This window comes from Bacillus sp. JST-5 (genome assembly GCF_057747715.1).
The window spans coordinates 1-1,159 of record NZ_JBYLHW010000159.1 but is presented as its reverse complement, the minus strand read 5'-3'; the positions used below and the strand labels follow the sequence as shown (position 1 = coordinate 1,159).

Genomic DNA, 1,159 nt, shown 5'->3' with positions numbered 1-1,159 from the left:
AATAACTTAAAACCCAGTTATACTAAAATTTATGAATGAGAAACGGGAGAATTATTATGAGTAAGATTATTTTTAACGAACAACAAAGACGAATATTAGAAAAGAATCCAAATGTTTCATCTGTATCTGATCGTGCGATTCAATATACTGCTGAATTTAAAATACGAGCAGTGAAAGAAAATCTTGCAGGGAAAGGACCTGTCCAAATCTTTATAGAGGCTGATTTTGATTTGGACATGATAGGAAAAAAGAAAGCACAGAGCTCGCTTGAGCGTTGGCGAGCTACATATAATAAATATGGAGAAGCAGGCTTTTTAGAAGAACGGCGGGGTAAAGGTAGCACAGGTCGTCCTACTTCTAAGCAACTTTCAACTGAGAAAAAATTGGAAAAAGCAGAAGCGCGAATTAAATATTTGGAAGCCGAATTAGAATTATTAAAAAAGCTCGAAGCACTCGAAAGGCAGGCGAAGAAGAGACGATTCTAACTCCCAAAGAGAAGTATCAAATGATCAATGAAGTGATTCGACTTCACCAACTAAAGAATATGACAAGCTATTTATGTAAATTAACAGGTGTTAGCCGTAGTGGGTACTATAAATGGCTACAAAATAGTGAAAAGAATATGATTCGGGAAGAACAAGATTATCAAGACTATCTCTTACTGAAATCCATTTATGATAAAGCTAAAGGAAAAATCGGCTATCGAGGGCTATACATGGCAGTAGTAGAATTACTTCATTCTCCTATGAATCATAAAAAAATTCTTCGCATCATGCGTAAATATAATTTCTTTGCGAAAGTGAGACGTGCGAATCCTTATAGAAAAATCGCCAAAGCAACCGAGGAACATCGCACGGTGCCTAATCATTTAAATCGAGATTTCCAACAGGACGAGCCAGGTAAAGTATTCCTAACTGATATTACTTACTTACAATATCAAGGGGGAAGAACAGGTTATTTATCCTGCGTAAAAGATGTAGCTACAAGAGAAATTGTCGCTCATGTACTTTCATCTGGTTTAGACATGAGTATTGCATACAAGACATTGTCTAATTTAAAGAAAGCACTACATGGGAATATTCATCCCGAAGCAATGATTCACTCAGATCAAGGATTCCATTATACGCACCCAGAATACCAAAAACGAGTTAAACAATTA

The 1,159-nt window shown here is 36.0% G+C and carries 1 pseudogene; it reads left to right on the top strand.

The features are described from left to right. Positions 1–56: 56 nt before the first annotated feature. Positions 57–1,159, top strand: a pseudogene (locus tag AC3ASS_RS14340) (IS3 family transposase); the annotation flags it as partial.